The following is a 5,657-nucleotide window of genomic DNA, read 5'->3' on the forward strand; positions in this document are numbered from 1 at the left end:
AGCCGGTCCTTCAGTTCGACGTCCTCCTCAACGCCGATCTCCGCCCACCGCTCCCGGGGGATCCCTTCGAGGACCTCCTCGGTGATCTTCTTCTTCTTCGAAAGGAGCACCTCGGTCCGGTCCTCCGACATCAGCCGGACGGCGGATGTCTTTCCGAGGACCATCGCCTTCATCTTTCCGTAGGCGGTCTCGAGGATGATCCGGATCTCGTCCTCCTGGTCGCGATGGAGACGGTCGAGCTCCCGCTCCTCCAGCATCTGGGCGCGGTCGTCCTTCTCGCCGCCCTTCCGGGTGAACACCTTCGCGTCGATGACGATCCCCTCGATCCCCGGGGGGACCCGCAACGAGGAGTCCTTCACGTCGCCCGCCTTGTCGCCGAAGATCGCCCGGAGCAGCTTCTCCTCGGGGGAAAGCTGCGTCTCGCCCTTCGGTGTGACCTTCCCCACGAGGATGTCCATGGGCTTCACCCGGGCGCCGACCCGGATGATGCCGCTCTCGTCGAGGTCCTTCAGCGACTCCTCGCTGATGTTCGGGATGTCCGCCGAGATCTCTTCCTTGCCGAGCTTGGTCTCACGGGCGACGCACTCGAACTCCTCGATGTGGATCGAGGTGAAGATGTCCTCCTTCACGATCTTCTCGGAGATCAGGATGGAGTCCTCGAAGTTGTAGCCGCCCCAGGGCATGAAGGCCACGGTGACGTTGCGGCCCAGAGACAGCTCGCCTTCCCTGGTGGCCGGCCCGTCGGCGATCACTTCCCCCGCCCCGACCTTCTGGCCCAGGGTCACGATCGGCTTCTGGTTGATGCAGGTGTTCTGGTTCGAGCGGCGGAACTTGACGAGCGTGTAGATGTCGGCCCCGTACTTTCCGCCCGCGTCGGGCTCCTCCGACCGCACCACGATCCGGCGGGCGTCGACCGACTCGATCGTCCCTCCGCGCCGCGCTTCGACGGCCGCGCCCGAGTCGCGCGCGACGACGGACTCCATGCCGGTGCCGACGAACGGGGGCTCGGTCCGAAGCAGAGGGACCGCCTGCCGCTGCATGTTCGATCCCATGAGGGCGCGGTTGGCGTCGTCGTGCTCGAGGAAGGGAACCAGCGACGCCGCCACCGAGACGAGCTGGTTCGGCGAGACGTCCATCAGGGTGACGTCGGTCGACCGCACGATCGAGAACTCGCCGCCCAGCCGGGCGATGACCGTCTCCTGGAGGAACTTCCCCTTCTTCGGGTCCACCGCGGCGTTGGCCTGGGCGATGACGTGCTTCTCCTCCTCCATCGCGGAGAGGAAAACGATCTCCTTCGTGACGGCGGCGTTCTTCACGACTCGGTACGGCGTCTCGATGAATCCGAACTCGTTGATCCGGGCGTAGGTGGACAGCGACGCGATCAGGCCGATGTTCGGTCCTTCCGGCGTCTCGATCGGGCAGATCCGGCCGTAGTGCGTCGGGTGAACGTCGCGCACCTCGAAGCCGGCGCGCTCCCGGGTGAGGCCGCCGGGCCCGAGGGCCGACACGCGGCGCTTGTGCGTCACCTCGGAGAGCGGGTTCGTCTGGTCCATGAACTGGGAAAGCTGCGAGGAGCCGAAGAACTCCTTGATGACGGCCGACACCGGCTTGGCGTTGATGATGTCGTGCGGCATCAGCGTCTCGATGTCCTGGAGCCCCATCTTCTCGCGGATCGCCCGCTCCACCCGCACCAGCCCCATCCGGAACTGGTTCTCGATGAGCTCGCCCACGGTGCGGACGCGCCGGTTGCCCAGGTTGTCGATGTCGTCGGCCTCGCCGGCGTTCCCGTTCTTCAGGTCGATGAGGTACCGGATGACCCGCAGGATGTCCTCCTGGGTCAGCACCGTGTTGTCGAGGTCCCCGTCCGTCACCCCGAGCTTGTGGTTCAGCTTGAGCCGGCCGACGCGGGAGAGGCTGTACCGCTCGGGGTTGAAGAACATGTTCGTGAATAGCGATTCGGCGGCATCCTTCGTGGGAGGGTCGCCGGGCCGCATCTTCTTGTAGATCTCCTTGAGCGCCTCTTCCCGGGTGCGGATCTTGTCGGTGACCAGCCCTTCCCAGATCGCGCGATCGGAGTTCTCGAGGCTGAACACGGCCATCCCTGCGACGTTCTTCGCCCGCAGCGTCTCGAGGACCTCCGCCGTGATCTGTTGGCCGCACTCCGCCAGAAGCTCCCCCGTCGCGGGGTCGGCGACGTCGGAGACGACGATCTTGCCGACCAGGTCGTCCACGGAGATGGCGATCCGGCCGAACTTCACGCCTTCCCGCGCGAACCGCTCCGCGCGCTTCTTCTGGACCTTGACCCCCTTCTTGAAGGCGATCTCTCCCGACCGGTCGGGATGGCGCACCTCCACGGGCATCTTGAGGCCCACCATCAGCTCGGGGCGGAACTCCTTCGTGTACTTGTCCCCCTCGATCCGGACCTCCTCCACGTCGTAGAAGGTCCGCAGGAGGTCCTCCGTCGTCCGCCCGAAGGCGCGCAGGAGCACCGCGATGGGGAACTTCCGCTTCCGGTCGATCTTGATGTATAGCTGGTCCTTGTGGTCGAACTCGAAGTCGAGCCACGATCCCCGGTACGGGATGATGCGGGAGGAGAAGAGGACCTTCCCGGACGCGTGGGAGCGCCCCTTGTCGTGCTCGAAGAAGACGCCCGGGGAGCGGTGGAGCTGGCTGACGATGACCCGCTCGGTCCCGTTGATGATGAAGGTGGCCTTCTCGGACATCAGCGGGATCTCGCCGAAGAAAACCTCCTGCTCCTTGACGTCCCGGATCGTCCGCGCCTGGGGATTCTTCTCGTCCACGTCGAATATGACGAGCTGCACGGTGACCTTGATGGGGGCGGCGTACGTCATCCCGCGTTCCCGGCACTCCTCCTCCGACCATTTCGGGTCGCCGATGGCGAACGAAAGGAATTCGAGGGAGGCCCGGCCGTTGTAGTCGGCGATCGGGAAGATTCCCTTGAATACCGCCTGGAGCCCGATTTCCTTGCGCTTTTCCGGAGAAACGTTCGACTGCAGGAACTCCTCGTACGACTCCTGCTGAACCTGGATCAGATTCGGGATCTCCTGGACGTTCTCGTTCTTGGAGAAGTCGATGCGCTTGATTCGGTTCCGGTAATCGAGATAGGCCATCTTTTTTCACCCCGGGGGCAGAGCAAATGAGTGGAGCGGGGGGCACCGCCATGCCCCCCGCGGTTTCCTGACGCTATCCTGCAAGAGGCGGCTACTTGATCTCCGCCGTCCCCCCCGCTTCCGCGATCTTCTTCTTCATGTCTTCGGCGTCCTTCTTCGCCACGCCTTCCTTGAGCGGCTTGGGAACGCCCTCGACCAGGTCCTTGGCTTCCTTCAGCCCCAGGCCGGTGAGCTCGCGGACGACCTTGATGACCTGGATCTTGTTGGCCCCGAACCCGGTGAGGATGACGTCGAACTCCGTCTTCTCCTCGGCGGCGGGAGCGGCGGCGCCGGCCGCGGCGCCCGGGGCGGCCGCGAAGGCCATGGGTGCGGCGGCGGTCACGCCGAAACGCTCCTCGAGGGCCTTGACGATCTCGTGCAGCTCCAGAACGGTCATGCCTTCCACCATCGTGATGAACTCTTCTTTGCTCATGGCAGCCATTTCCTTCGATCCTCCTTCGGATATCCGTTAAGTTTTATTCGTCAATTCGCGGTTTCGCCCGCGGCGGCTTCCGCGGGCAGCTGCTTCCGGATGGATTCGAGGACGCACGCCAGGCTCCTCGGCCCGTCGGCGAGCACCTGCACCAGGCGGGTGATCGGGTAGTTCAGGCCGCCGACCAGCCTGGAGAGCAGCACCTCCCGGGACGGCACGTCGGCCAGCGACTTGACTTCCGCCTCCGACAGCACCTTGCCGTCGAGAAACCCGGCCTTGAGAGTGACTTTCGGGCTGGCCGCGGCGGCTTCCTTCATCACCTTGGCCAGCGCCACGGGGTCGCCGTGCGAGAAGGCGATCGCCGTGGGTCCCTTGAAGTTTTCGGAAAGCCCTCCGAACGGCGTGCCGTCCGCCGCTCTCCGGATGAGGGTGTTCTTCACCACCCGGATCTCGGCGTTGACCTCCCGGAGCTTCTTCCGCAGTGCGGTCATCTCCGCCACCGTGACCCCGCGGAAGGACGTCACCACGGCCCCTCGCTGATCCGCGATGGCGCCTTTCAGCGCCTCGACCGTGTCCGACTTGCTGATTTTCTTCACCGTGTCCGTTTCCCCCTTTCCCTCCAAGATGTTTCTGCCTCTATGACGAAACCCCCGTCAAAGGAAGAGGGCACGGCGCGGAAATCGATCTTCTTTTCCCGTTCCACCGGCTCCCTTTTGTCTGCGCGGGCCCTGCGCCGGCCGTAACCGGGCGCGGGCTTGATCGCCTTTCGGCGAACCCGCGGTCTTTGACAAAGGATGTTTCCCTGTGCCTATGTGTAAAGAACGCTTATTTCGTCGCGACCAGCGCGCTGGTGTTCAGGCGGATCCCCGGCCCCATCGTCGTGGACACGGTCAGCGTCCGGATGTAGGTCCCCTTCGCGCCGGAAGGCTTGGACTTCAGGATCGCGTCGAAGAAGGCCAGGAAGTTTTCCTTGATCTTCTCCTTGCCGAAGCTCACCTTCCCGATCCCGGCGGCCAGCGTCGCCGTCTTGTCGACGCGGTACTCGACCTTGCCGCCCTTGAGGTCGCGCACGGCCTTCGTCACGTCGAACGTGACGGTCCCGACCTTCGGGTTGGGCATCAGCCCGCGCGGCCCGAGCAGCTTCCCGATCTTGCCCACCGCCCCCATCATGTCGGGGGTCGCGACCGCCTTGTCGAAGTCGAGCCACCCGCCCTGGATCTTCTGGATCAGGTCGTCGCCCCCCACGAAGTCGGCGCCCGCTTCCTGCGCCTCCTTCTCCTTCTCCCCCTTCGCGAACACGAGGATCCGGAGGCTCTTCCCGGTCCCGTGGGGCAGCACCACCGACCCGCGCACCTGCTGGTCGGGATACTTCGGGTCGACCCCCAGCCGCATCGCGACTTCCACCGTCTCGTCGAATTTCGCCTTGCCCGTCTCCTTGAGAAGGTCCAGCGCTTCGTCGAGAGAGTACTTTGCCTCCCTGTTCACCTTGCCACGTGCCTCCAGGTACTTTTTCCCGCGTTTCGGCATTTCCCCCTCCCTTCCCGCCCGGGCCGTCCGGTCCGGGCGATGTCACCGCGTTATCTTTCTTCCCGCGTCAGACGACGTCGAGCCCCATGCTGCGCGCGGTCCCCTCGACCGTCTTGATGGCCGCGGCCAGGTCCTTCACGTCGAGGTCGGGCAGCTTCAGCCTGGCGATCTCCTCGACCTTGCTCCGCGCGATCGTCCCGCACTTCTCGCGCTTCGGCGTCTTGCTCCCCTTCTCCAGCCCGGCCGCCTTGAGCAGGAGCACTGAGGCTGGCGGGGTCTTCGTGATGAAGGTGAACGACCGGTCGGCGTACACCGTGATGACGACGGGGATGACCATCCCTTCCTGGGACGCCGTTCTCGCGTTGAACGCCTTGCAGAACTCCATGATGTTCACGCCGTGCTGCCCGAGGGCGGGCCCCACCGGCGGCGAGGGGTTCGCCTTACCGGCCACGATCTGCAGCTTGATCTGCGCAATGACTTTCTTCGCCATGGTGTCTCCTTACGATTTTTCCACCTGCGTGAAATCG

At 64.8% G+C, this 5,657-nt stretch carries 5 protein-coding genes; all 5 read right to left on the reverse strand.

From position 1 onward, the window contains the following. On the reverse strand, nt 1-3,131 hold a 3,131-nt coding region (gene rpoB, locus AB1346_01435), incomplete at its 3' end, for a DNA-directed RNA polymerase subunit beta (protein ID MEW6719092.1). 91 nt (nt 3,132-3,222) lie between these two features. Beyond that, on the reverse strand, nt 3,223-3,603 hold the full coding sequence (rplL, locus tag AB1346_01440) for a 50S ribosomal protein L7/L12 (protein MEW6719093.1): 381 nt from the start codon (nt 3,601-3,603) through the stop codon (nt 3,223-3,225). A gap of 50 nt (nt 3,604-3,653) precedes the next feature. After that, the gene (rplJ, locus tag AB1346_01445; GenBank protein ID MEW6719094.1) at nt 3,654-4,199 is read right to left on the reverse strand and encodes a 50S ribosomal protein L10; all 546 of its coding nucleotides are present in this window, start codon (nt 4,197-4,199) and stop codon (nt 3,654-3,656) included. 229 nt (nt 4,200-4,428) lie between these two features. Continuing rightward, nucleotides 4,429-5,130: a 50S ribosomal protein L1 gene (gene rplA, locus AB1346_01450; protein ID MEW6719095.1), complete on the reverse strand. Its 702-nt coding sequence runs from the start codon at nt 5,128-5,130 to the stop codon at nt 4,429-4,431. Between the two features lie 67 nt (nt 5,131-5,197). Further along, nucleotides 5,198-5,620: a 50S ribosomal protein L11 gene (rplK, locus tag AB1346_01455; GenBank protein MEW6719096.1), complete on the reverse strand. Its 423-nt coding sequence runs from the start codon at nt 5,618-5,620 to the stop codon at nt 5,198-5,200. Nucleotides 5,621-5,657: the final 37 nt, after the last annotated feature.

This window comes from Thermodesulfobacteriota bacterium, assembly GCA_040758155.1.
Taxonomy (GTDB): Bacteria; Desulfobacterota; Deferrimicrobia; order Deferrimicrobiales; family Deferrimicrobiaceae; genus UBA2219.